The organism is Streptomyces phaeolivaceus (genome assembly GCF_009184865.1).
Classification (GTDB): Bacteria; Actinomycetota; Actinomycetes; order Streptomycetales; family Streptomycetaceae; genus Streptomyces; species Streptomyces phaeolivaceus.
Genome location: NZ_CP045096.1, coordinates 4,396,889 through 4,419,062, shown reverse-complemented (window position 1 = coordinate 4,419,062; position 22,174 = coordinate 4,396,889). Strand labels below are relative to the sequence as shown.

Annotated in this window: 26 protein-coding genes and 1 pseudogene; 14 read left to right on the top strand and 13 right to left on the bottom strand. The window is 71.5% G+C overall.

Annotation, left to right across the window (positions count from 1 at the left end):
- Positions 1-109: 109 nt before the first annotated feature.
- The 5 genes and pseudogenes from F9278_RS20685 to F9278_RS20665 form a co-directional block, all read left to right on the top strand.
- Positions 110-559 (top strand): DoxX family protein, encoded by a 450-nt coding sequence (locus F9278_RS20685; RefSeq protein ID WP_152173985.1) that lies wholly within the window; start codon positions 110-112, stop codon positions 557-559.
- Positions 559-1,032: a Zn-ribbon domain-containing OB-fold protein gene (locus F9278_RS20680; RefSeq protein ID WP_152169688.1), complete on the top strand. Its 474-nt coding sequence runs from the start codon at positions 559-561 to the stop codon at positions 1,030-1,032. The genes F9278_RS20685 and F9278_RS20680 overlap by 1 nt, the downstream gene beginning before the upstream one ends.
- 24 nt (positions 1,033-1,056) lie before the next feature.
- A complete protein-coding gene (locus tag F9278_RS20675) occupies positions 1,057-1,647 on the top strand; it encodes a GNAT family N-acetyltransferase (RefSeq protein ID WP_152169687.1) in 591 nt (196 codons plus the stop codon).
- 143 nt (positions 1,648-1,790) lie between these two features.
- Positions 1,791-2,585 (top strand): class I SAM-dependent DNA methyltransferase, encoded by a 795-nt coding sequence (locus F9278_RS20670; protein WP_152173984.1) that lies wholly within the window; start codon positions 1,791-1,793, stop codon positions 2,583-2,585.
- Between the two features lie 78 nt (positions 2,586-2,663).
- Positions 2,664-3,296, top strand: a pseudogene (locus F9278_RS20665) (DUF3500 domain-containing protein); the annotation flags it as partial.
- Positions 3,297-3,321: 25 nt separating this feature from the next.
- On the opposite strand, the gene F9278_RS20660 reads toward F9278_RS20665, so the two are convergent.
- From F9278_RS20660 to F9278_RS20650, 3 genes are all read right to left on the bottom strand, one after another.
- The gene (locus tag F9278_RS20660) at positions 3,322-4,062 is read right to left on the bottom strand and encodes a pyridoxine/pyridoxamine 5'-phosphate oxidase (protein WP_152169686.1); all 741 of its coding nucleotides are present in this window, start codon (positions 4,060-4,062) and stop codon (positions 3,322-3,324) included.
- Between the two features lie 13 nt (positions 4,063-4,075).
- On the bottom strand, positions 4,076-4,501 hold the full coding sequence (locus F9278_RS20655; RefSeq protein ID WP_152169685.1) for a pyridoxamine 5'-phosphate oxidase family protein: 426 nt from the start codon (positions 4,499-4,501) through the stop codon (positions 4,076-4,078).
- A gap of 202 nt (positions 4,502-4,703) precedes the next feature.
- Positions 4,704-5,885, bottom strand: a complete 1,182-nt coding sequence (locus F9278_RS20650; RefSeq protein WP_193241560.1) for a thiolase C-terminal domain-containing protein — start codon at positions 5,883-5,885, stop codon at positions 4,704-4,706.
- Between F9278_RS20650 and F9278_RS49040 the strand changes: the two genes are divergently transcribed.
- From F9278_RS49040 to F9278_RS20635, 3 genes are all read left to right on the top strand, one after another.
- Entirely contained in the window at positions 5,884-6,033 is a 150-nt protein-coding gene (locus tag F9278_RS49040; RefSeq protein ID WP_264300173.1) for a hypothetical protein, read from the top strand. The genes F9278_RS20650 and F9278_RS49040 overlap by 2 nt on opposite strands.
- 63 nt (positions 6,034-6,096) lie before the next feature.
- Positions 6,097-7,419: an acyl-CoA dehydrogenase family protein gene (locus tag F9278_RS20640; protein WP_152169684.1), complete on the top strand. Its 1,323-nt coding sequence runs from the start codon at positions 6,097-6,099 to the stop codon at positions 7,417-7,419.
- Positions 7,412-7,900, top strand: a complete 489-nt coding sequence (locus F9278_RS20635) for a nitroreductase/quinone reductase family protein (RefSeq protein ID WP_152169683.1) — start codon at positions 7,412-7,414, stop codon at positions 7,898-7,900. Before F9278_RS20640 ends, F9278_RS20635 begins: the two co-directional genes overlap by 8 nt.
- 149 nt (positions 7,901-8,049) lie before the next feature.
- Here F9278_RS20635 and F9278_RS20630 read toward each other — a convergent pair whose 3' ends face one another.
- The gene (locus F9278_RS20630) at positions 8,050-8,697 is read right to left on the bottom strand and encodes a TetR family transcriptional regulator (protein ID WP_152169682.1); all 648 of its coding nucleotides are present in this window, start codon (positions 8,695-8,697) and stop codon (positions 8,050-8,052) included.
- 432 nt (positions 8,698-9,129) lie between these two features.
- On the opposite strand from F9278_RS20630, the gene F9278_RS20620 reads away from it, so the two are divergent.
- Complete coding sequence (locus F9278_RS20620; protein WP_193241559.1) at positions 9,130-10,032, top strand: VOC family protein; 903 nt, start codon at positions 9,130-9,132, stop codon at positions 10,030-10,032.
- Positions 10,033-10,381: 349 nt separating this feature from the next.
- Positions 10,382-12,772, top strand: a complete 2,391-nt coding sequence (locus F9278_RS20615; RefSeq protein ID WP_152169680.1) for an outer membrane protein assembly factor BamB family protein — start codon at positions 10,382-10,384, stop codon at positions 12,770-12,772.
- 91 nt (positions 12,773-12,863) lie between these two features.
- Here F9278_RS20615 and F9278_RS20610 read toward each other — a convergent pair whose 3' ends face one another.
- The 4 genes from F9278_RS20610 to F9278_RS20595 are packed head-to-tail and all read right to left on the bottom strand — an operon-like array spanning position 12,864 to position 13,969.
- A complete protein-coding gene (locus F9278_RS20610; RefSeq protein ID WP_226966829.1) occupies positions 12,864-13,049 on the bottom strand; it encodes a type II toxin-antitoxin system VapB family antitoxin in 186 nt (61 codons plus the stop codon).
- A 43-nt stretch (positions 13,050-13,092) separates the two neighbouring features.
- Entirely contained in the window at positions 13,093-13,299 is a 207-nt protein-coding gene (locus F9278_RS20605; protein ID WP_152169679.1) for a hypothetical protein, read from the bottom strand.
- Positions 13,290-13,535, bottom strand: a complete 246-nt coding sequence (locus tag F9278_RS20600; protein WP_152169678.1) for a hypothetical protein — start codon at positions 13,533-13,535, stop codon at positions 13,290-13,292. The genes F9278_RS20605 and F9278_RS20600 overlap by 10 nt, the downstream gene beginning before the upstream one ends.
- Positions 13,523-13,969 (bottom strand): ATP-binding protein, encoded by a 447-nt coding sequence (locus tag F9278_RS20595; protein ID WP_152169677.1) that lies wholly within the window; start codon positions 13,967-13,969, stop codon positions 13,523-13,525. Before F9278_RS20595 ends, F9278_RS20600 begins: the two co-directional genes overlap by 13 nt.
- A gap of 184 nt (positions 13,970-14,153) precedes the next feature.
- Between F9278_RS20595 and F9278_RS20590 the strand changes: the two genes are divergently transcribed.
- Together F9278_RS20590 and F9278_RS20585 are read left to right on the top strand one after the other, a co-directional pair.
- Positions 14,154-15,008 (top strand): helix-turn-helix domain-containing protein, encoded by an 855-nt coding sequence (locus tag F9278_RS20590; protein WP_152169676.1) that lies wholly within the window; start codon positions 14,154-14,156, stop codon positions 15,006-15,008.
- A 12-nt stretch (positions 15,009-15,020) separates the two neighbouring features.
- Positions 15,021-15,227, top strand: a complete 207-nt coding sequence (locus F9278_RS20585) for a DUF397 domain-containing protein (protein WP_152169675.1) — start codon at positions 15,021-15,023, stop codon at positions 15,225-15,227.
- A 45-nt stretch (positions 15,228-15,272) separates the two neighbouring features.
- Here the strand turns inward: F9278_RS20585 and F9278_RS20580 are convergent, their stop codons facing one another.
- Positions 15,273-16,760, bottom strand: coding sequence for a Fic family protein (locus F9278_RS20580; protein WP_152169674.1), 1,488 nt, complete (start codon positions 16,758-16,760; stop codon positions 15,273-15,275).
- Between the two features lie 308 nt (positions 16,761-17,068).
- On the opposite strand from F9278_RS20580, the gene F9278_RS20575 reads away from it, so the two are divergent.
- Positions 17,069-17,326: a hypothetical protein gene (locus F9278_RS20575; protein ID WP_152169673.1), complete on the top strand. Its 258-nt coding sequence runs from the start codon at positions 17,069-17,071 to the stop codon at positions 17,324-17,326.
- A gap of 100 nt (positions 17,327-17,426) precedes the next feature.
- Here the strand turns inward: F9278_RS20575 and F9278_RS20570 are convergent, their stop codons facing one another.
- Genes F9278_RS20570 through F9278_RS20560 form a run of 3 tightly spaced genes read right to left on the bottom strand, consistent with a single transcriptional unit; the run spans position 17,427 to position 19,799 of the window.
- Positions 17,427-18,206, bottom strand: coding sequence for an enoyl-CoA hydratase/isomerase family protein (locus tag F9278_RS20570; protein ID WP_152169672.1), 780 nt, complete (start codon positions 18,204-18,206; stop codon positions 17,427-17,429).
- On the bottom strand, positions 18,203-18,619 hold the full coding sequence (locus tag F9278_RS20565; protein WP_152169671.1) for a Zn-ribbon domain-containing OB-fold protein: 417 nt from the start codon (positions 18,617-18,619) through the stop codon (positions 18,203-18,205). The genes F9278_RS20570 and F9278_RS20565 overlap by 4 nt, the downstream gene beginning before the upstream one ends.
- Positions 18,620-18,650: 31 nt before the next feature.
- The gene (locus tag F9278_RS20560) at positions 18,651-19,799 is read right to left on the bottom strand and encodes a lipid-transfer protein (RefSeq protein ID WP_152173981.1); all 1,149 of its coding nucleotides are present in this window, start codon (positions 19,797-19,799) and stop codon (positions 18,651-18,653) included.
- A gap of 175 nt (positions 19,800-19,974) precedes the next feature.
- On the opposite strand from F9278_RS20560, the gene F9278_RS20555 reads away from it, so the two are divergent.
- Complete coding sequence (locus F9278_RS20555; RefSeq protein WP_152169670.1) at positions 19,975-21,630, top strand: fatty acid--CoA ligase family protein; 1,656 nt, start codon at positions 19,975-19,977, stop codon at positions 21,628-21,630.
- A 158-nt stretch (positions 21,631-21,788) separates the two neighbouring features.
- Here the strand turns inward: F9278_RS20555 and F9278_RS20550 are convergent, their stop codons facing one another.
- On the bottom strand, positions 21,789-22,148 hold the full coding sequence (locus F9278_RS20550) for a hypothetical protein (protein WP_152169669.1): 360 nt from the start codon (positions 22,146-22,148) through the stop codon (positions 21,789-21,791).
- Between the last annotated feature and the right edge of the window lie 26 nt (positions 22,149-22,174).

The window sequence follows — 22,174 nt, the reverse complement described above, 5'->3', positions numbered from 1 at the left end:
TACCTCCATGCACCCCCTTGCGTATCCACCCCCCATCCGCTGAACTGACGTTCCGTCAGATGCCCAGTACCCGGATACCCCGTGTGGACGCGGAAGGGTGGCGATGTCCATGGACACGGTCTGGCTCGGTGGTGCCGAATGGCTGGCCGTTCTGCGGATCGGGCTCGGGGTGTGGTGGCTGGAGAGTTGGCGGCACAAGGACAAGAAGGCCTGGTTCCGGGAGGGGGCCGGGATCGCCTGGGCGGCGGGGGTGGCGGAGAAGCACCGGTGGGCAGCGGTGCGGAGCGGGTTCGACGTCGTCGTCCGGCCCCGGCCGAAGGTCATGGCCCATGTCGTCGTGTACGCCGAACTCGCCCTCGGGCTGGGCCTGATACTCGGCGTGCTGACACCGATCGCGCTCGTGGGCGGCCTGGTCCTCAACCTGCTCTATCTCGTCCTGATGATCCACGACTGGGCCGAGCAGGGGCAGAACTCGATGATGGCGCTGATCTCGGTGGTCGCGCTGTTCGGGATGTCCTGGCAGACCTGGTCCGTCGACAGCGCGCTGGGGCTGTTCTGATGGGCGCGCGGTTCGACCTGCCGGAGGTCGACGGGCTCAGCCGTACGTACTGGGAGGCCGCCGCCGAGGGGCGGTTGCTGGTGCGGCGCTGCGGGGCCGCGGGCTGCGGTCGGGCCCACCACTATCCGCGGGAGTTCTGTCCGTACTGCTGGAGCGAGGACGTGCGCTGGGAGGAGGCCTCCGGGCACGCCACGCTCTACACCTGGTCCGTCGTCCACCGCAACGACCTGCCGCCCTTCGGGGAGCGGACGCCGTACGTCGCCGCCGTCGTCGATCTCGTCGAGGGGCCGCGGATGATGACCGAGGTGGTGGATGCCGAGATCGGTGAAGGTCCAGCGGGCGGTGAAGGCGAGGGCGAGGGCGAAGGCGGGGGTGGAGGTGGGCGTGGGGAGTTGTGGGTCGGGATGGGGCTTGAAGTGGTCTTCCGGGACGGCGGTGACTTCGTGGTGCCCGTATTTCGCGCGCGTTCGTGAGGGGGTGCGCGTTTCAATGGGGGCGTGAGCCGTACTGATGAGCGAGCCGCCGCCGAACCGCACGGGCACGGGCTGCGGCTGTGCGCCTGGGACGCCGGGTCCGACGCGGATGTCGAGGCCTGGTTCCGGGGCCGTACCGATCCGGACTTCCGGCGGTGGAACACGCCCATGCTCTGGGACGAGAGCTACGAGGGCGCCCGGGAGTCCCCGCGCCGGCGGACCGAGTCCGACGCCGAGGGGAAGACCGTCTCCTTCCGGATCACGGACGCGGCGAGCGGGGCGACGCTCGGGCAGGTCGGGCTGAGCGGCATCGACGCGCATCTGCGCCGGGCCGTCGTCGGCTACTGGGTGCTGCCCGAGGCCCGTGGCCGCCGGGTCGCCACCCGCGCCCTCGACCTCGCCGCCCGCTGGACCTTCACCGAACCCGGCATCCACCGGCTCGAACTGGACCACGTCATCGGCCATGCCGCGTCCTGCCGTATCGCCGAGCTGTGCGGGTTCCCGTACGAGGGGAACATGCGCGGGGCGGCCTTCGACGAAGGGCGCCACGACGCCTTCCGGGACGCCCATCTGCACGCACTGCTGGCCACGGACCCTGCCCCGGAAGGGATTTGATGAGCACGGACACGGACGGCCACCGGAACGTACACGAGGACGTACACGAGGACGGGCGGGTGGACGGGCGGGTGGACAGGCGGGTGGACGGGCGCGAGGACGGGCGGAAGGACGCATACGTGGGCGGGTACATGGACGGGTACATGGACGTGGACGGGTACGCGGAGGTCGACGACCCCGACGGGTACTTCGGGGAAGCCGTCGCCGCGCACTACGACGACCCCTCCTCGGACGCCTCCGAGGACATGTCCGGCCTGGCGGCCGTGGAGCCCGCCGTCGAGCTGATCGCCGGGCTCGCGGGCGGGGTTCCCGGAGCCGAAGGGGGCGCGCGGGCGCTGGAGTTCGGGGTCGGGACCGGGCGGATCGCCCTGCCGCTCGCCCGGCGGGGTGTGCCGGTGCACGGGATCGACATGTCGCGGGCCATGGTGAAGCGGATGCGGGCCAAGCCGGGCGGCGCGGACATCGGGGTCACCATCGGGGACTTCGCCACGACCCGGGTGGACGGGCCCGCCTTCACCGTCGCCTACCTCGTCTTCAACACGATCAACAACCTGACCACGCAGGACGCCCAGGTGGACTGCTTCCGCAACGCCGTCGCGCATCTCGTGCCCGGCGGCCGTTTCGTGATCGAGGTCGGGATGCCGGACCTGCGGCGGCTGCCGCCGGGGCAGAACGCGGTGCCGTTCCATGTCGGGCCGACGCGGCTGGGGTTCGACACGTACGAGGTGGCCACGCAGGGGCTGCGCTCGCACCATCTGACGGTCGTCGAGGGGCGGCCGGTGTACCGGTCGATCCCGTTCCGGTACGTCTGGCCGGCCGAGCTGGATCTGATGGCCCGGCTGGCCGGGATGCGGCTGCGGGACCGGTGGGCGGGGTGGAAGGGGGAGCCGTTCACCGACGACAGCACCAAGCATGTGTCCGTGTGGGAGAAGGTCTGACCCCGCGCGGCCCCCGGCACAGCCCGCCCACAGCCCCACTTCAGAAACCCTTCAGCTCCGCCCCCGACCTTGGGGCCCATGACTGACAACGCGCACCCGCACCCGCACCCGCACCCGCACCCGCACCCGCACGATCACCCGCACCCGCACGATCACCCGCACGGCCACAACCACGCCCACAGCCACACTCACCCGCACGGCCACCGCCCCCGCACGCCCGAGGCCCAGCGCACCCGGCGCTGGTTCATGAAGCTGAACGCGTTCCTCGGCGAGTACAGCGGCGGCGGCCGGGACACCGTCACCGAGGGCGCCTACTTCTTCACCTTCATGGGCACGCCGTCCACCAGCGAGCCCTGGGGCTTCCAGTACGAGGGCCACCACCTGGCCATCGACTACTTCGTCCTCGGCGACCAGGTCGTGATGACCCCGACCTTCATGGGCTCCGAGCCGACCTCCGCCACCTACGACGGCGAGAAGATCACCACGTTCGGGAAGGAGACCAAGGCCGGGCTGACCGTGCTGCGCGCCCTCACCGACGCCCAGCGGAAGAAGGTGATCTCGTCCGAGTCGAAGGCCGGGGACAACCTGAAGGCCGGGGCCGGTCAGGACAACCTGCAACTCGCCTACGAGGGCCTCGCCGCCGACTGGACCGACGCCCAGCGCGACAAGCTCCTCGCCCTCGTCCGTGTCTACGTCGGCAACATGGCGGCGGGCCCGCTCGGCCGCCGGACCGCCGTCAGGGCCACAGCAGCTCCGTGGCCCAACGGCCGTCCTCCCGCCGGTAGTCGAGCCGCACATGCCGTCGCCGCGCGTCCCCCTGGAAGAACTCCACCTCGTCCGGCTCCACGACGTACGCCGTCCAGGACGGTACGGCGACATCCGGCTCCCGCTCGGCCCGTGCCCAGGCGGCCTCCGAAGCGCGCTCCAACTCCTCGTAGGAGGAGAGGACTTCACTCTGGTGTCCCACGAGGGCGGCGGCCAGCGCTCCCGTCGAGCGGGTGTGCAGGTCGGCGTGCGCGACCTCGGCGGGTTCGACCGTGACCCGGCCGCGTACCCGGACCTGGCGGCCGAGGAGGGGCCAGTAGAAGCCGAGGGACGCGTACGGGAGGGCCGCGAGCTGGCGTCCCTTGCGGCTGCCGGAGTGGGAGGCGAAGTGCCAGCCGCGCGCGTCCACGTCGTGCAGCATGACCGTACGGACGTCCGGGCGGCCCTCCGCGTCGGCCGTGGCCAGCGACATCGTGTGCGGCTCCACCTCCCCGGCCGCCACGACCTCGCCGAACCAGGTGGCGAACAGCGCCACCGGTTCGGCCGGGGCCGCCGCCGGGTCGAACAGCGGCAGCGCGCTGACCCGCGGATCCCAGACCCGCAGCCCGCGCAGGGCCTCGACGAACTCGGACGGCTGGGAGGAGGGCTCGGACGGCTGGGCAGAGGACCGGGACGGGGGCTGGGACGGGGGCTGGGCGGGGCGCTCGATCATGGGTGGGACGGTCTCACACCGAGCCCAGATCGGACGAGACCCACCTCTCGGGGCGCATCCGGACGATGACCTGCTCGCCGTGGTTCTTCGACGCGAACTCCACGTAACCGTCGACCTTCTCGGCCGGGAGATAGCGGGCGGAGATCTCCCGGAGGTCGTCCAGGGTGGCGGGGGTCGTGCCGGTGACCGGGCCCTCGACGGAGACGTACCGGATGGTGGGTTCGACCCGGTCGATCATCAGGGAGAAACGGCCGGCGGCCTGGATCAACCGGTTCTTGCGGCTGTCCAGCCCGGTCATGACCCACAGGTCGCCCCCAGGCGCGTACTGGTACCAGATCGGCACCGTCAGCGGCGCCCTTCCCTCTCCGGCGCCCACCGCCAGCGCGGCCACATGCGCCTCGGCCAGAAACTCCTCGCGCTCCTTACGGGACAGTGCCATGCCACTTCCTCCGGGATACCTCGGGACCGCCTTCGTCCACCTGTACCTCTATTGCCTCTACCTCTACGGGGTCAGCGCGCCACCCGCACGCCGTATTCCGCACGCCGTATTCCGCTTGAGCCATGGCAGGAAATTAATGCAAGCATTAATTCGATGGCTCTGATCAGGCCTGATTCACCCGAACGGGTAGCCGGGCGGGGGCTCAGGCCCGGCCCAGTACCACTGTTCCCGAGGAGCAGAACCAGCCGCCCGTGCCTGAGGCGACGGCCAGGCGGGGGAGGTGGCCGGTGGGGGTGTGGAGTTGGTGGGGGCCGGCCTCGCCGCGTAGTTGGCGTACGGCTTCCACGAGGAGGAAGAGGCCGCGCATGCCGGGGTGTTGGGCGGAGAGGCCGCCGCCGTCGGTGTTGACGGGGAGGTCGCCGGTGAGGGTCAGGCGGTTCTTCTCCACGAAGGCCCCGCCCTCGCCCTTCGCGCAGAAGCCGAGGTCCTCCAGGGTCACCAGGGTCATGTACGTGAAGGCGTCGTAGATCTCGGCGAAGTCGATCTCGGCCGGGGTGACCCCCGCGCGCTCGAAGGCCAGCCGGCCGCTGACCGCCGCAGGGGAGACCGTGAAGTCGGGCCACTCGGACATGGTCGTGTGGGAGGTGTACTCGCCGGTGCCGAGGATCCAGACGGGGACGGCCGGGCGGCAGTCCCGTACGTACTCCTCCGCCGCCAGCAGCACCGCCGCGCCCCCGTCGGAGCGGATGCAGCAGTGCAGCTTGGTGAACGGGTCGGCGATGGGCGGGGAGGAGAGCACGTCGTCGACGGTGATCGGGGTGCGGAACATCGCCTCCGGGTTCGCCGCCGCGTTCGCGCGGGCCTGTACGGCGACGGAGGCCAGCTGCTCCAGGGTCGTGCCGTACTCGTGCATATGGCGGCGCGCGGCCATCGCGTACTTGGCGATCAGGGTGTGCCCGTAGGGGACCTCGTACTGCAGGGGGCCGCGCGCCCCGAAGGAGAGGTTGCCGGTGCGGCGGCCCGCCTTGATGTCCGCGCGGGCCGTGGAGCCGTAGACGAGCAGGACGACGTTCGCGTGCCCGGCGGCGATCGCGTCCGCCGCGTGCGCCGCCATGACCTCCCAGGTCGCGCCCCCGACGGACGTCGAGTCGACCCAGGTGGGCCGCAGGCCCAGATACTCCGCCACCTCGACCGGCGCCAGCGTGCCCAGCCCGGCGGAGGCCAGCCCGTCGATCGCCGTCCGCTCCAGCCCCGCGTCGGCGAGCGCCCGGCGGGCGGCCTGCGCGTGCAGCGCGTACGGGGTCGAGTACGGGGTCGTGTCGTCCACCCGGCCGCAGTCGGAGAGCGCGGCTCCGACGATCGCCACCTTCCGGCCTCCAGTCATGAATCTGACGGTACATCAGATAGTGCTGCCGGTAACCCTGTTGGTCGCCCACTCGGTCGCCCTGTCGGTCGCCCTGTCGGTCGCCCTGTCGGTCGCCCTGTCGGTCATCCGGTCGGCAGCCCTGTGCTTCCGGTGGCTTCTTGCCTAATATGACGACCCGTCAGATCCCGGAATCGGGAGAGTAGCTGGGGGAGTAGAAGGGGGACCGGTCATGGATGCCCGCTTCACCGCCGAGCAGGAGGTAATTCGGCGCACGGTCAGGGAGTTGCTCGTCAAGCGCTGCGGTCCGGAGGACGTCCGGGCCGCCGTGCGGACCGGGGAGGGATACGACGGCGGGCTGTGGGCCGCCCTCTCCGAACAGCTCGGACTGCCGGGGCTCGCGCTGCCCGAGGCATACGGCGGCGTCGGTTGCTCGGTGACCGAACTCGCCCTGGCGGGAGAGGAGTTGGGGCGTGCCCTCGCCCCCTCCCCGCTGCTGTCCAGCGCCGTCCTCGTCGCCCCCCTGATCCTCGCCCTCGGCACCGAACGGCAGCGGGCCGACCTGCTGCCCCGTCTCGCCTCTGGCCGGCTCACCGCGGCCCTCGCCGTACCGGGCCCCGCCCTCGCCACCGCGCTGGCCCTGACCGGCGACAACGGCGGCGCGTGGGCCGGCGGCGGCCGTGCCGGGGGCGTACAGGCGCGCCGCGTCGGGGACGGGTGGCGGCTCTACGGGGAGGCCGCGCAGGTCCTCGACGGGCACAGTGCGGGGCTGCTGCTGGTCGCCGCGCACGCCGGAGGGTACGCCCGCTCGCGGACACTGCTGTTCCTGGTGCGGGCGGACGCGGGCGCCGGCCGGGGGCTCGTACGGGCACGGCAGACCTCCATCGACGAGACGCGGCCGGTGGGCCGAGTGCAACTACGGGATGTGGAAGGGGAGTTGCTGGGCAAGGAGGGTCAGGCGGGCGGGGTGGGCCAGGTGGGCCAGGTGGGCTCGGTCGACCCGGTGGGCCCGGTGGGCGCCCTCGCCCGTGTCGGGGATCTGGCCGCCGCCGTACTCGCCGCCGAGGCCGTGGGCGCCGCCGACCGGGCGCTGGAGCGGACGGTCGCGTACGCGCGGCAGCGGGAGCAGTTCGGGCGGCCCATCGGGTCGTTCCAGGCGGTGAAGCACCGGCTCGCGGATGTGTACGTGGGGGTGCGGGCGGCGCGGTCGGCGGCGTACTACGCGGCCTGGGCGGCTGCCGCCCCCGCGTCCGGCGGGGACACCGGGGACACCGGGGACGGCGCCGACGGTGGTGAGCGGGTCGGTGAGCGGGTCGGTGGGCTGGCGCTCGCTCAGGCGCTGGAGGCCCTGCGGGTGGCCGCCGGGGAGGCGATCCAGCTGCACGGCGGGATCGGGTTCACCTGGGAGCACGAGGCACAGCTCTACTTCAAGCGGGCGGCGGCCGACGAGGCGCTCTTCGGGCCGGTGCACCGGCTGCGGGGGCGCGCGGCCGACGCGGCGGGGATCTTCAGCGACGGACGACGGGACGTGCGTGGGGAGCGCGGCGATGGTTGAGCGACTGAAGCGCATGGGTGTGCGGCTGGTGCAGAAGGTGTCGTCGGCTCCGGCGTTCGCGCGGGTCGCGCCGCATGTCATTCCCGCGCTGGACCGGGCCGTGCACCGGGTCACCCGGGGGCGCGTGCTGCTCAGCGCGCAACTGCTGCCCGGGGTGGTCCTGACGGCGACCGGCGCGCGGAGCGGGGTGCCCCGGCGTACGCCGCTGGCCTGTATGCCCGAGGAGGGGCAGGGCAGTTGGGTGCTCGTCGGGTCGAACTTCGGCCGCCCCGGGCACCCCGCCTGGAGCGCCAACCTGCTGGCCCACCCCGACGCCGAGATCAACTGGAAGGGCCAGGACATCCCGGTGACCGCGCATCTGCTGGCGGGCGAGGAACGGGCCGCCGCGTGGAAGGAGTTGCTGCGGTTCTGGCCGCCGTACTCGACGTACCAGGGCCGGGTGGACCGGGAGATACGGGTGTTCCGGATCGTACGGCGGTGAGGTGTGCGGTGCGGGCGGCCCCGAGCCCGTTCGCCTCCCCCGAGTCCCCAAGTCCCCCAGTCCCTGAACGCGGCAGGCGGCACGCCTCGGTCGAGGGTGCCGTCTGCGTGACAGGAATCGCGTCCGGGGCGTGCCCGGGGGCTCCTGCGCTACTTCGTGGGTTTCTTGCCGGTGATGCCCAGGTGGACCAACAGGGCCAGATTGGGCTTCAGTTCGGCCTGCTTGACGCCCCAGGTCTGGAAACCCTTCTGGTGTCCGGAGACCGAGGCGAGCATGGCGACGAGGGAACCGGCGACGGCCCCCGGGTTCACGTCCTTGTCGACGCGGCCCTTGGCCTGGAGTTCGGCGACCGTCTCCGAGAGGGAGTTGGTGACCGAGTTCAGGATCTTCATACGGATCTTGTAGAAGCGTTTGTCGCCCTCGGCCGCGCCGAGGTCGACGACGCGGAGGATCGCGTCGTTCTTGCGCCAGAACTCCAGAAAACCGTCGACGAGTTCCTGGGCGGTCTGCCAGCCGGCCTTGCCGACCCAGGAGCGGCCTTCGAGGAGGCTCGTCAAGGTGGCGCCCTCGGCGGCCATTTGGTCGGCGATCTCCAGGACGGCGCCTTCGACGTCCGGGAAGTACTGGTAGAAGGTCGCGGGTGAAGTGCCCGCCTTCCGGGCGACATCAATGACTTTGACGTCCCGGTAGGGCGACGAGCTGAGCATCTCGCTGAGGCAGTCGAGCAGCTTCTGCCGGGTCGCCTGCCCTCGTCGGCCGGCCACGCGGCCGTCGACGGTACGCACTTGTCCTGTCATGCCGTCAGCTTACCGAGGGGTGATCGGAGCGCGATTCGGCCGACTGCAAATGGGGCGTGGGGGCTTCACCAAGGGGTTCGTGGGGTGACCGGTGGATGGCTTGGCGAGATTCTTTCGGCCGGGGGTGGGCTCTGGGTGGGTGCGTTGTCGGGTGCGGCTCCGGTGGGGCTTCTCGCGCAGTTCCCCGCGCCCCTAAAAGATCAGGCCCCTGCGGGCCTGAAAAGCATGGGGCGCAGCCCCTGCTTTTCAGGGGCGCGGGGAACTGCGCGAGCAACCCCCACGCACCCGCACCCGACAACGCACCCCCACCCCCCCGGCACCCCCCCCACCCCCCCGGCACCCCCCCACCCCCCCGGCACCCCCCCACCCCCCCGGCACCCCCCGCACCCTCCCCGACGCGCGCATCCCGGAGGCGCCCCTTAGCTTGGCCCTATGGCCGATGAGACGGGAGCGGACGGCGGGGTGGGGGGCGCCGTGTATGCCGAGGGCGTCCCCTGCTGGGTGGATGCCCAGTTGCCCGACGTGGAGGCGGGGAAGCGGTTCTACGGGGAACTCTTCGGGTGGACCTTCAAGGTCGCCCCCGGCGACGGCGCGCACGAGGTCTGGGCCCACATCGAGGGCGCCCCCGTCGCCGCGCTGGCCCCCAAGCCCGACGGCCGGCTTCCCACGGTGTGGACCGTGCACTTCGCGACCCCGGACGCGTTCGCGCTGACCGCCCGGATCACCGCGGCCGGCGGTCAGGTGATCACCCCGCCCACCCCGGTCGGCACGCTCGGCACGGCCGCGCTGGCCACCGACCCCGAGAACGCCGTCTTCGGCCTCTGGCAGGCCGATACGCACCACGGGTTCGCGCGGCGCCACGAGTCCGGCACGTTCGTATGGGCGGAGCTGTACACGCGGGACACCAAGGCGGCCAACTCCTTCTACGCGCACCTCTTCCACGACGCCCTCTTCGGCCCGGACGCGGCCCCGGACTTCGGCCGGGCCACGCTCACGGACATCTTCCCGGCGGAGATGCCACCGCACTTCCTGGTCCACTTCGGTACGGACGACTGCGAGGCCGCGCTCGGCACCGTCAGCCGGCTGGGGGGCCGGGTGCAGGTGCCGCCGTTCGACACGTCGTACGGAAGTGTGGCGGTCGTCACGGACAATCAAGGGGCGTCGTTCGCGCTGCTCCGACGGAGGGACGGAGACGGCTGGCGGGAGGCGCCGCAGGAGACGGAGCAGGCCGAACAGCGTCCGGAGGAGTTGCGGGAGCAGCGGGACGAGGAGGGGGAGAGCGAGGCCCCGGCCGCCGGTGCACGCGGGGCGCGCGGGGCGGAGGACGACGGCTGACCAGCGGGAAAGCCATGGGTGGCCGGGGGCGGGGGTGTCGGTCCGGCCGTTTTCTTCCGGGGGGCGTGACGGGGGAGTGACGAGGGCGTCGGGCGGGCAGACGTACGGGGTTGTGCGCCGGTGGTACGCGGCCCGCCGCGCTGTCCCACCATCCGGGCTCCCGCTTCCCGAGAGGCGGACAACGTGGTTTTGTCCTGAGACACCCCGATCCGCCCCCGGGTTCGCAACCTGCCCCCGGTACAGGAAGAATCGGGGTGCGTGCCGCCATGGCGGTGCGGTGGTGAGACGCTGCACGGGGTCGCGCGCACAACGTGGGTGACGCGGTCCGTACGGGGAGGTGGCAGGGCAAGTGGTGGATCAGCTGACGCAGCACGATCCGCGGCGGATCGGGCCGTTCGAGGTGCTGGGACGGCTGGGTGCCGGTGGCATGGGGCTGGTCTATCTGGCGCGCTCGGCGTCGGGCCGGCGGGTGGCGATCAAGACGGTGCGCACGGAACTGGCGGAGGACCAGCTCTTCCGGGTCCGTTTCACACGCGAGGTCGAGGCGGCCCGCGCGGTGTCCGGCTTCTACACGGCGGCGGTGGTCGACGCCGACCCCCGGGCCGCCGTGCCGTGGCTGGCGACCGCGTACGTCCCCGCGCCCTCCCTCGAAGAGATAGTGAACGACTGCGGACCGATGCCGGTCCAGGCCGTCCGCTGGTTCGCCGCGGGCGTGGCCGAGGCCCTGCAGTCCATCCACGGCGCCGGACTGGTCCACCGTGACCTGAAGCCGTCCAACGTGCTCGTCGTCGAGGACGGGCCGCGCGTGATCGACTTCGGTATCGCGTCCGGCGTATCGAACACGCGTTTGACGATGACGAATGTCGCCGTCGGGACGCCCGCCTACATGTCGCCCGAGCAGGCGAAGGACTCGCGGAGCGTCACCGGCGCCAGCGACGTCTTCTCGCTCGGCTCGATGCTCGTGTTCGCGGCCACCGGGCACGCGCCGTTCCACGGGGCCAACCCCGTCGAGACCGTGTTCATGCTGCTGCGGGAGGGACCGGACCTCTCCGGGCTCCCGGACGATCTGCGCCCGCTCATCGAGTCCTGTATGCAGATGGACCCGACCGCGCGCCCCAACCCGGCCGATCTCCAGGCCCAGTTGGCGCCGCATCTCTTCGGCTCCGGCTCGGACGACAGCGGTACGGCGTCGGCGTGGCTGCCCGAGAAGGCGGTCAGCCTGATCGAGACCCGCCGCGGCGGGCGCCCGGCGCCCAAACCCCAGCAGACCTCCGGCGGGCGCGGCGGCGGCGGTGTCGGCGTCGGCGTCGGGGCGGGTGCCGGTGTGCGCCCGCCCGCCCCCGTACCGGCGCTCCCGCTCCCGCCCCCGCCCTCGTACGATCCCGCGCCCCTCTCCCTCGGCGCCCCCGACACCGGGCCGGTACGGCTCGCCGGGGGCCAGGTGCCCATCGGGCCCGGCCCGCGGGTCGCCGACGCCCGCGCCGCCGCCGTGAAGGCGCCCCCTCCCGAGGCCGGCCTCGCCGCCTCCTGGTCCCGGCCGCGCGCCGGGGTGAACGGCGCCGACCCCGCGCCCTCCGTGACCGCCCCCGTCGCCCCCGAACCGGCCGCCTCCGGCTGGCGCCCCTGGCGTTTCCGCATGTCGAACGATGTCTGGGGCACCCCGTCCGTCGCCGACGACCTCGTCTACGTCACCTCCTTCGAGGTGCACGCCCTGGACGTGGGCACCGGCAGGCGGCGTTTCAAGACCCGGGACGTCGCCTGGTCGATGGCGGTCGCGGACGGCCGTATCCACGCCTCCGACGGCCCCACCCTCTTCGCGCTCGACGCCCGCGAGGGCGCCGACCTGTGGCGGCTGTCCACGGAGGCCTGGGTGTACTCCCTGCGGGCCGACCGGGGCACGGTCGTCACCGCGACCCGGGGCGGCGGCGTCCAGGGCTGGGAGGCGTCCAACGGGCAGAAGCTCTGGGAGCTGACCGGCGCGCAGACCGACTTCGAGTCCCCGGAGGCCGGGCCGGTCGTCCAGGACGGCACGGTCTACGTCTGGAAGGACGCCCGGCTGCGCGCGCTGGAGGCCCGTACGGGTGACGAGCGCTGGTCGTACCCCATCGGCGACGCGGCCTCCTGCGGCGGCGTCCCGGTCCGCCTGACCCCGGCCTCGGACGGATACGTCTACGTCTCCGCCGGCAGCCGTGTCCTCGCCATCGACATCGCGGGCGGCCATGTCCGCTGGCACTTCGAGGCACCGGCGGTGTTCCTGTCCGCCCCGACGTTCGCGCCGGGCCCGGCGGTCACCGGCGGCGGCGTCTACCTGGCCGACTACCTCGGCACGGTCTACGCCCTCGACGCGACGGACGGCCGCGACCGCTGGCGCATCGCGACGGAGTCCCGCTCCTCCCTGGAACCGGTGCTGGTGGCGGCGGGCCATGTCCACGTCGGCAGCGGCAAGGGGCTCTACACCCTCGACGCGGTCACGGGCACGCCGAAGTGGCGCTTCCAGGCGGGCGGCGAGATCGTCGGCTCGCCCTCGGTGGCCGAGGGCCGCATCCACTTCGGCTCGACGGACCACCTGTTGTACACGCTGAAGGCGGACGACGGCCGGCTCCGCTGGAAGCTCGCCACGGGCGGCGAGATCACCGGTTCCCCCGTCGTCAAGGACGGCGTCGTGTACGCGTGCAGCAAGGACCGGTGCGTGTACGCGCTGGACGCGGAGAAGGGGACGGGGACGGCGCGGACGTCGTAGGGGCGTCCGTGGTCGGCGGTGTTGCGAGCCGAGCGCCGGAACTCGGCTCGCTGGGCGGCGTAGAGCCGAGCAGGCAGTGGATCACACTGGATCACATGCCACCGTGCTTGTCCTCGGCGCGGCGTCGCTGCCGGCCTTCGTGGTCCCACTCCTGGGCGGCGCGGAAGTGCTCGGCCACGGGGCTCGCCCGCTCGTGGCGTTCCGCGTACTCGCGGAGGGCGGCGTTGACCACGTCCTTCTTGGTACCGCCACCGGCGACGCGCATGGCTTTGCTCAAGGGCGATGTCCACCTGTGCAAGCCGTACGTCGACACCGGGCGATCAGAGCCGTTGTCCCCGAGAGCGCGAGGCTCTCGCGGCCACCATGGCCTCGTGGTGCCGGTCGTCCAGTCGTGTCGCGTGGTAGCAGTGGCGGGCCGGGGTGCGGCGGCAGTCGTCGCAGACGAGGACGTGGTCGAGCCAGGCGTCGAAGGTGGCTCTGACCGGGGCCGGACCCGGGGGCGGGGCATGTGCTTCGTTCAGGCCCATTTCGGCGGCCTTTCTCCCAAGTGGGCCGCCACGTACGGCCGTACGAGGTCCCGTTCGGCGTGCTCGGGATGCTCGGCGCGTGGGTTCACGTGTGAACGGGGTGGATTCCAGCAGGGTTCGCGGGGGAGCAGCGGCAACCACCGGCCGTACATGGCCCGGTACCGCTCCGCGCGGGCGGCCCAGCGGCGCCACCGGGCCCGTTCGGGGTTGAGCCGGGGCAGCGTCAGCTGTCGCACGGTGACTGCTCCCCGGCCAGCACGAAGTAGGCCCACACGCACTTGGTGAACGGCCGTACGTCATGGCCCCACCGTTCCGACAGCGCGTCGACGAGTGCGAGGCCGTGCCCGCCGGCGCCCTCCCGGTCGCTGCCCGTGTGCGGCGCCGGAAGCCGCGTCCGGTCCGGGTCCGACACCTCCAGCAGCAGCCCGCAGCCCCGGATCGACACGACCACCTCGATCTCGGCGAGGGCGACTCGGCAGTGCCGTACGGCGTTGGTGACGAGTTCGGTCGCCACGGTCGCGATGTCGTCGGCGAGTTCGGGGTCGACGGCCCAGTCCTTGAGGATGCGCCGGACCGCCGCGCGGGCTTCGGGGACGTGTCGTCTGCGCTTGGGGATGCGGAAGGAGTCGCGGCGTGGGTGGGTGCGGCTGTGGGCGCTGAGTGCGGGCATGGCGAAGGGACCCCCTGACACGTAGTCAAGTCACGCGCTGTAGCGGCGCGTGCTCATGAGGCTACGTCTCAAATCTTGGTATCCACAAGTAGAACGGCCTCATATATGTCGGATTCCCTCCTTGGGGGTGCCGCGCCCTAGAGTGGGATACGCCGAGACCGGCTCTCGCAGGAGAGGGGAAGCGATGCCCGCAGGGGGACGGCCGACCGTGCGCAGCAGGCGACTTGGGGCCGCGCTCAAGCGGTACCGAAGGGCCGCCAAGATCGACCAGTCGCACGCGGCGAGTGTGCTCGGCGTGGATCAGGCGAGGGTCAGCCGCATAGAGAGTGGGCACGTGACCGCGCGCATCCTGGAAATCCGCGTGCTCCTGGACGCGTACGGTGTGAGCGACGCCGAAGTCCTGCGCAAGCTGGAGGACTTGGCGAAGCGCTCCAACCGCCGTGGCTGGTGGCTCGAACATGCCGAGCGGCTGCGGCCCGACTACCTCGACCACATCTCGTTGGAGGACGACGCGGCCCATATCCGGGTGTGGGCGCAGGCATTGGTGCCGGGCTTGTTGCAGACGACGGGCTATGCGGAGTCCGTCATCAGGTCCAGCCCGAGCTACGTTGCCCCGGAACGCGTAGGGCAGATGGTCAAGGTGCGCGAGGCGAGGCAGGCGAAGATCGAGGAGGGCGGCGCGGCGTACACGGCCATTCTCTGGGAGCCCGTGATCATCCACTCTCTGGTGCCTGCGGAGATCCACCAGCCACAGCTCGAACGAATCCTTGAGGTGGCGGAGAGGCCGAACGTGACCATTCAGATTCTTCCCTTGAGCGCGGGCACCATGGCCGGAGAGATCTCCGCCTTCGCGTCCTTCAGCTTCGACGAGGCGGCCATCGTGGAAGCGGTGACGCTGGAGAACCTGCGGGGCACCTCGATCCTTGAGGCGCCCGAGGATCTTGCCGCTTACACCCTTGCCTTCGACCAACTACGATCGGCGGCACTGGCACCGAATGCGAGCGCGCAACTCATCCGGCGTGCACTACAGAGAAGCTAAGGACGATGCGCCGTGACCTCTGAGTTCATAGGCCACTTCCGGAAATCCTCGTACTCCGGGGGGCAGGGCGACTGCGTCGAGGTCGCCCCCCTCTCCACCGGCGCCCGCGCCATCCGCGACAGCAAGGACCCCCACCGCCCCCTCCTCGAACTCGGCCCCGACAGCTGGCGTGCCTTCCTGGACGGGGCCAAGGGAGGCCTGTTCGGGCAGCCTGCGTGAGCTGAGCGCTGAGCTCTCACCGGAACTGGAAGAACGGCGGAGCGCTCACGCAAGGTCCTCCGAGAAGCGGCTGATCGCCGTGGACAGGGCCGTGTCCACGACCTGGTGGATGTCCTCCCACCGGGTCTCCGCGTCGTCCGTGTAGATGAGCGTCACGCTGTCGGGAACGTGCGGGTGCTCGAACACACGGTACAGAGGAGTGGGCGGGCCGTTCTCCGCGTCGGAGGAGAGAACCTCGGCGAACACGGTCAGAGCCAGTACACCGGTCTCGCCACGTCCCACCTTCTGGATGGTGGTGATGAAGCGCAGCAGGTTCCCGCGCAGCCTCAGGTGGAGGCGGACCCACCAGGAGCCTTCGCCGAGATTGGCGTAGAAGTCCGCGAGGCGTGCGGCGTGGACCAGTTGGCCGTGCCAGTACTTCGCTCTCGGGTTGGGCGGGGTCGCGTTGTCGATGTTCGCGAACGCGGAGGAGTCGAACTCCCGGAAGGCTTCCTGTACTTGGTGCGCGGTGTTCTCCATGAAGTGGGTGAGGCGGGTATGGAGAGCGCCGGCGAGCTCAGTCGCCTTCTGCGCCTTGAGCTCCTGGTTCTCCACCTCACGTGCCTTCAGCCGGGAGGCGTAGGCGCGGGCCACGGCGACCGCACCCGCCGACTCCGGCACCGGGGTGAGGGGCGCCTGCAGTTCCGCGCGGAGCGCCTTCTCCTCGATGCGGGCGAAGAACCGTACGAGTGCGCGGAGGTCGCCGTCGTTCGCTTCGTCCAGGGCGGCGATGTACTCCGTGCGCTGGAGGCGGTCGACGGCGATGGGCGCGTACTGACCGCGCTGGAGCGCGAGGAGTGTCAAGGCGCGGGCGACGCGGCCGTTTCCGTCGGGGAACGGGTGGATCTGGATGAACCGATGGTGCAGCCAGGCAGCACGAATCAGTGGGTGCGCTCCCGCCGTCTCCGCGTACAGGGCCACCAGTCGCTGCATCTCGCTGTCCACCTGGACCGGAGGGGTGCACTCGATTACGGCACCGTCCGATCGCGTGATCGTGTTGTCGAGTGTCTTCCAGGCGCCGGGAACCAGGGGGACGCGTACCGTTCTGCCGAACTGGTCGCGAGCCTCGTAGTGCGGCTGATGCCGGACGATCAGCGTGTGCAACTCGCGGATGAAGTGAATCGAGAGTTCCTGATCGGTTCGCGCCCACTCGACGAGGAAGGCAAGCGCTTCGAACTGATCCTTGACGACGGAGAGGGTGGCCTCGGATACCTCCCCCTCGGCCGACGCGACCTCGGTGGTCAGACCTTCGGCTACCAGCGCTTCCGTGACACCCCAGCTCATGTCGTACAGGCGCTCGATGATGCCGGTCTCGATGGCGTGCCGCCGCAACCGTCGCTTGAGAGAGGCTTCGACCTCTTCGGGCGAGGCGGATGCCTGTACCGCCTTCCAGGCAACCTGAAGTGCGTCCACTGAGGCCAGCCGGGTGGCGATCTCGCCGTTGAGGTGCGGGACGGGCTCGACGGGGTGCCATGGAATGCGCTTCTCGGACATGGTTCGGAGTCTAGGGCGGCTGGGTGCCGTGATCGCCCTCTTCTCGTGAGACCCCGCGCGCGGGCCGACACCGGGCGGTGTCGGGGGAGGAGTGCGGGAAGCCGCCCCTGGCTGGTGTGACCCATCGTCACATTCCCCGCACCGGGCAGTTTCTGAGACGAGTTGACTCACACCCCCGCTATGAGGCAGACTGTCTCACAGAGGGCGGGGGCTTCGGTGAAGCGCACGGTCGGTCGCAGTCCCACTGGCCACGCGAGGCCGCCCTCCCCTGAACCATCTCTTTCCGCACGCGAATACAGGGGGACGAAATGACCGTCAGGACAGCGAAGCGTCAGCAGTCGTCGAAGCGTCTGCCGCGAGTGGTGGCCGCGAGCGCGGTGACCGTCGCCGCGTTGATCGGCTTCGCCGCGCCGGCGCAGGCGGCCACGACCACCATCATCATGCCCACTTTCGGCGACGCGATATCAGCATGCACGAATTCGGGCGGGACGGTCGTCAACTCCGGCTTCACCGAGCGCGCGGGCTACACGTCCCTCTGGGCCTGGGTGCAGTGCGAGGTGAAGTAGCCATTGCCGGTCCCGTCGTTGACGGTGTCCGTCGTGCGGGTGTCCCGAGCGGGGGAGCGCGGGGCCGCGCGGTCCACGGCGGGCACAGGGATGTCCGTTCTCATCGCGTCAGGAATCCGCCCCGCCGCCGCGCCGTGAACAACTGGCTCTGCTCCTGCCCTGTCCGGTTGCCCAACGAGACCAGATGCGGGGCGTACGCGAGGGCGTGTGCTCTGGCCGCCTCGCGGGCCGACCAGCAGGCGCGGACCGTGCCCTGGACGGCCTCCGGGGGGTACCCGGCGATCACCTCGGCGCAGCGGAGCGCGGCGGTGACGGACTCGCCGGGTTCCGTCACCTCCGACACGAGGCCCACCTCGTACGCCCGGCGCGCCGACATCCGCTCGGCGGTGCCCATCAGGGCCATCCGCGTGGCCTCCCCGTACGGCATGCGCTGGGCCATGAGGACGGACTCGAAGGCGCTGACCATGCCGTAGGTGGTGTGGGGGTCGAAGAAGGTGGCGGCGGGGTCGGCGACGAGGAAGTCCGACTCGCCGAGGAGGTAGAAGGCGCCGCCGCAGGCCATGCCGTTCACGGCTGCGATCAGTGGTTTCCAGAGGTCGTTCGACTTCGGGCCGATGCGGAGGAGGGGGTCCTCGATCGTGTACGGGGAGTTCGGCTGGGGGACGGCCGTCGCCGCGTCCCGGTCGAGGCCGGTGCAGAACGCGCGGTCCCCGGCGCCGGTCACGACGATCGCCCGTACGGTGTCGTCGTACCTCAACTCCCGCCACATTGTGCTGAGTTGCTCCGCCGTCGGGAGGTCGATCGCGTTGAGGCGGGTCGGGCGGTTCAGTGTGACGAGGGCTACGGCTGTGGCCTTGTCCGTTGTCGTGAGCAGGGTCATGGGCGCTCCAGCACCCATTGGGGGAGGCCGGTGGACGTGAACACCACCCGCACTCTCGCCCCGATCCGGATCCGCTCCACCGGCACCGAGTCCAGCCGGGCGCCCGGGGCGGTCACCAGGTTGCCGACCAGGCGGATGTGCGGCGCGTCGGTGAGTTCGACGAGGACGACGTTGTACGGGGCCTGCTCGGCGTAGTCGGGGAGAAGGGGCGGGTGCGGGAGGACGTACGACCAGACGCGGCCCCGGCCGCTCACCCGGCGCCACTCCGTCGCGAAGGAACGGCAGTGGGGGCAGCAGGGGCGGGGCGGGAAGCGGAGTTCGCCGCAGTCCGCGCAGGCCTGGACGCGGAGTTCGCCCTCGGCGGCGTATTTCCAGAAGGGGGCGCCGTCGTCGTCCACGAGTGGCGTCAGCATGTCAGTCAACTCCCCGTTCTCGTCGGCTCGTTCAGTTGCGGAGCAGCAGCGCGGAGGTCGGCACGCCTTCGCCCGCCGTCACCAGGCAGGTCGCCGCGTCCGGCACCTGGGCGGTGCTCGTGCCGCGCAGTTGCCGGACGCCCTCGGTGATCAGGTTGAAGCCGTGGACGTACGCCTCGCTGAGGCCGCCGCCGGAGGTGTTGAGGGGGAGCCGGCCGCCGATCTCCAGGGCGCCGCCCTCGGTGTAGGCGCCGCCCTCGCCGCGCGCGCAGAAGCCGTAGCCCTCCAGGGAGAGCGGGATGAGGGCGGTGAACGCGTCGTAGATCTGGGCCACGTCGATGTCGTCCGGGGTGAGGTCCGCGTGCTTCCAGAGGTGACGGGCGGCGGTCCAGGCGGGGCCGGTCAGCGGGTCGTCGTTCCAGTAGTTGACCATGCCGTGGTGCTGGGCGGGCAGGCCCTGGGCGGCCGAGTGGACGTACACCGGGGTGCGGCGGCAGTCGCGGGCGCGTTCGGCGGAGACCAGGACGCACGCCAACGCCCCGTCCGTTTCCAGGCAGTTGTCGAAGAGGCAGAGAGGTTCGCTGATCCAGCGGGAGTTCATGTACATCTCGCGGGTCAGCGGGCGCTCGTACATCATCGCCGCCGGGTTCTGGTTCGCCCGGTTGCGGCAGGCCAGGGCCACGTTGAAGAGGTGGTCGCGGGTGGTGCCGTACTCGTGCATATGGCGGCGGGCCAGCATGGCTATCTCGTCGGCGGGGCGCAGCAGGCCGTACGGGCGTGTCCACTGGGCGGGCGTGGGGAGTTGGACGGTCGTGTTCTTCCACGGGCGGGGGCCCGAGCCGCGCTTCCGGGACCGCCAGGCGACGCCGACCGTGGCCTGTCCGGTGGCGATCGCGGCGGCGAGATGCGCGACCGTGGCGCACGACCCGCCGCCGCCGTAGCCGACCTTGCTGAAGAAGGTGAGGTCGCCGAGACCGAGGGCCTTCGCCACCTCGACCTCGTCCGTCTCCTCCATCGTGTAGGAGGCGAGCGCGTCCACCTCGTCCGGGGCGAGCCCGGCGTCGTCGAGTGCGGCGAGGATCGCCCGGCACGCCAACATCCGTTCGGTCTCCGGGAGTTGTCTGGCGAAGGGGGTCTGGCCGATGCCGACGATCGCCGTCGCGTCCTTGAGCACGGTCATGGGAGCCATGGGAGCCATGGGAGCCATGAGGGCACACCTCCGCACAGGGGCCGCGGAGCACACACCTCCGCGCAGGGGCATTACGTCTGCTGACAGTCCGTCAGGGTACAGCTAATCTGACGGGTAGTCAGGAAGTCAGGTAGTCAGCTATCGGTGCTCGGTACGGAGGCCTGCGGTGAGCGGTGACGTGGAGGGGCGCGGAGATCTGGTGTGGGGGACCGTCCCGGGGCTGGTCCGGTCGGCGGCCGAGCGGTTCGGCGGGGCCGAGGCCGTCGTCGACGGGCGTACGCGGGTGTCGTACGCGGAGTTGGGCGCGCGGGTGGAACGCGCGGCGGCGGCGTGCGTCGCGAACGGGGTCCGGGTCGGCGACCGGGTCGCGCTCTGGGCGCCCAACTCCCTCGACTGGATCGTCTCCGCGCTCGGCGCGGTCTCGGCGGGCGCGGTGCTCGTCCCCCTCAACACCCGTTTCAAGGGCGGCGAGGCGGCGGACGTGCTGGCGCGCAGCCGGGCGAGACTGCTGTTCATCACCGGGACGTTCCTCGGGACGTCGTACGTGGCCTCGCTGCGGCGGGCCGCCGGCGCGGACGGCGGGCGGCTGCGGGCGCCGGGCGCCGGGAGCGTGTGCGAGCGGCCGGGCCCGCTGCCTCAACTCCCCTATCTGGAACAGGTGGTGGTGCTCTCGGACGACGCCCCCGCCGACTTCCGCACCTGGAAGGACTTCCTCGCGAGCGGCGACGGCGTGGGGGCGGGCGAGGTACGGGCGCGCTCGGAGGCGCTGACCGGGGAGTCGCCGTCCGACATCATCTTCACTTCCGGCACCACCGGCCGTCCCAAGGGCGCGGTGATCACCCACGCGCAGACGCTGCGGGCGTACGAGGTCTGGTGCGACCTCGCCGGACTCCGGCAGGGCGACCGCTATCTCATCGTGAACCCGTTCTTCCACACCTTCGGCTACAAGGCGGGCGTGATCGCCTGTCTGATGCGGGGCGCGACGATGATCCCGCAGCCGGTGTTCAACGTGGAGACGGCGATGGCGAACGTGGCGGCCGAGCGGGTCTCCGTCCTCCCCGGCCCGCCGACCCTCCACCAGTCCCTCCTGGACCACCCCGCCCGCGACGACTACGACCTCAGCGCCCTGCGGCTGGTGGTGACGGGCGCGGCGGTGGTGCCGCTGCGGCTGGTCGAACAACTGCGGGCGGAACTGCGGGTGGAGACCGTGCTGACGGCGTACGGGCTGTCCGAGGCGTCCGGCATCGTGACGATGTGCCGGCGCGGCGACGAACCGTCGGTGATCGCGTCGACGTCCGGGCGGGCGATCCCGGGGACGGAGGTGCGGGTCGTCGGCCCGCTGGGGTCCGCGCTGCCGCCCGGCACCCCCGGGGAGGTCCTCGTCCGCGGCTTCAACGTCCTGCGCGGCTACTTCGAGGACCCCGCCGAGACCGCCCGCGCGCTCACCGCCGACGGCTGGCTGCGCACGGGGGATGTGGGGGTGCTCGACGAGGACGGCAACCTCCGGATCACCGACCGGATCAAGGACATGTTCATCGTCGGCGGGTTCAACGCGTATCCGGCCGAGATCGAGCAACTCCTCGGCCTGCACCCGGATGTCGCGGACGTGGCCGTCATCGGCGTACCCGACGCGCGTCTCGGCGAGGTAGGCAAGGCGTACGTCGTACGGCGGCGGGACTCCCTGCTCACCTCCGACGATCTCATCGCCTGGTCGCGGCGCGAGATGGCCAACTACAAGGTGCCGAGGGCGGTGGAATTCGTGGGCGAGCTGCCGCGGAACGCGAGCGGGAAGGTGGTGAAGGGGGAGCTGCGGGGGAGGTGACCCAGGGCCTGTCGTCACCTTCCCGTCGTCGCCCGGAGGGCGGCCTCGCGGCGTCGTGGGGGTACCTCCCGGTCGAGCGAAGCCGAGAGTGGGGAGCGTGACGGGCGTCGTGGGGCAGACGGGAATGTGACGACAGGCCCGAGGGTCCTTGGCCCCGGTCAGGCGTGGGCGAGTGATGCGCGGGCGGTCGTGTGGAGGGTGTGGATCTCGTCCATGGCCTCGCGCCAGGCGGGGTCGTCGTGGTCGACGGTGCGGGCGGTGTGCTCGGCGGCGCGCAGACGGGTGGCGGTGGCCGGGATCCGGGCGATCTCGATGGCCACGGCCCAGGTCTCCAGGAACCGGGTGATCGGGCCGAGGCTGTCCGTGCGGGCGGCCAGGGTGATCGCCTCGTCCTTCTGGCGTTCCATCTCGGGGAGGCGGTGCGGGGCCACCCGCTCCAGGGCGGCGCGCAGCGCCGGTGGGGTCCGCTCCGGCCTCGGGGCGACGGGGACGCCGGGCCCGGCCTCCGTTGCGACCATCCTGGTCCCTTCCTCGATCACACCGT